Raw genomic sequence first — 1,696 nt, forward strand, 5'->3', positions numbered from 1 at the left:
TTGGGGGAGTAGGGGGAGTAGGGGGAGTAGGGGAGTAGGGGGAGTTGGGGAGAGGAATTTTACTGATGACAACTGACAACTGACAACTGACTAATGACAACTGACAACTGACAACTGACAACTGACTAATGACTAATTCAGTTACAATTTGTAAAGAAACTGAACAAGGAAGAGGGAATGCGCGTTGCAATTGTGGGTGCGGGATTAGCAGGGTTAGCAACTGCTGTAGATTTAGTAGATGCTGGCTGTGAAGTAGAAATTTTCGAGTCTCGTCCGTTTGTGGGGGGTAAAGTTAGCAGTTGGGTAGATGGTGACGGCAACCATATTGAAATGGGGCTGCACGTCTTTTTTGGCTGCTACTACAATTTGTTTGAGTTGATGGAGAAAGTGGGGGCTGGTGATAATTTACGCTTGAAGGAACATAGTCATACTTTTATCAATAAAGGTGGACAAACTGGGGCATTAGATTTTCGCTTTTTCACGGGTGCGCCTTTTAATGGATTAAAGGCGTTTTTTACCACTTCTCAACTTTCGTTACGGGATAAATTCCAAAATGCGATCGCCCTGGGGACTAGCCCAATAGTTCAAGGTTTGGTAGACTTTGATGGGGCAATGAAAACTATTCGCAAATTAGATAAAATCAGTTTTTCCGACTGGTTCTACAGTCACGGAGGCAGTAAAGGCAGCATTAAACGTCTCTGGAATCCTATTGCTTACGCCTTGGGATTTATAGATTGTGATCATATTTCCGCCCGGTGTATGTTGACAATTTTCCAGTTTTTTGCTGTCCGAACAGAAGCTTCAATTCTGCGAATGCTCGAAGGTTCACCTCATGAATATTTACACAAACCTATTGTTAAGTATTTAGAAGAAAGAGGCACAAAAATATACACCCGTCGTCAAGTCAGAGAAATTCAATTTGCTGAGTCTGGAGAACAAACCCAAGTTACAGGGATATTAGTTGCCCAAGGTGATACAGAAGAAGTGATCACTGCTGACGCTTATCTATGTGCTTGTGATGTTCCGGGAATTCAACGAGTTTTACCCCAACCTTGGCGGAAATGGCCAGAATTTGATAACATTTATAAGCTAGATGCTGTCCCCGTCGCTACAGTACAGCTACGTTTTGATGGTTGGGTGACAGAACTACAAGATGAGGAAAAACGGGGTAAAGGCGGAGTGACACCACCCTTACAGGCAGCAGGTATAGATAACTTATTGTATACCGCTGATGCTGATTTTTCCTGTTTTGCTGATTTGGCTTTAACTAGTCCCGCCGATTATTATCGTCCTGGAGAGGGTTCATTGTTACAACTGGTATTGACACCGGGAGATCCTTTCATTAAACAAAGTAATGAAGCGATCGCTAATCACGTCCTCAAACAAGTGCATGAACTATTTCCCTCTTCAAGAGACTTAAACATGACTTGGTACAGTGTCGTCAAATTAGCTCAGTCTTTGTACAGAGAAGCACCAGGAATGGATGTCTATCGTCCTGATCAAAAAACACCTGTTCCTAACTTTTTCCTAGCTGGAAGTTACACACAACAAGATTATATTGACAGTATGGAAGGAGCAACAGTTTCTGGAAAACGTGCGGCTAAAGTAATCCTTGAAAGTGGGAAGAAATAGGGGGTAGGGAGTGGGGGGAGTGGGGGGAGTTGGGGGAGTTGGGGAGTGGGGGGAGTGGGGGGGG

1 protein-coding gene is annotated in these 1,696 nt (G+C 43.9%); it reads left to right on the forward strand.

Features of this window, described 5'->3' with window-relative positions; all coding sequences use genetic code 11:
* Positions 1-177 precede the first annotated feature (177 nt).
* Entirely contained in the window at positions 178-1,632 is a 1,455-nt protein-coding gene (gene zds / locus FJR37_RS17540) for a 9,9'-di-cis-zeta-carotene desaturase (protein ID WP_053537693.1), read from the forward strand.
* Positions 1,633-1,696: the final 64 nt, after the last annotated feature.

It is taken from the genome of Aphanizomenon sp. UHCC 0183 (assembly GCF_009712065.1).
Taxonomy (GTDB): Bacteria; Cyanobacteriota; Cyanobacteriia; order Cyanobacteriales; family Nostocaceae; genus Dolichospermum; species Dolichospermum heterosporum.

Coding starts and splice junctions, on each gene's coding strand:
- zds (WP_053537693.1), top strand. CDS start 178: ATGCGCGTTGCAATTGTGGGTGCGGGATTAGCAGGGTTAGCAACTGCT.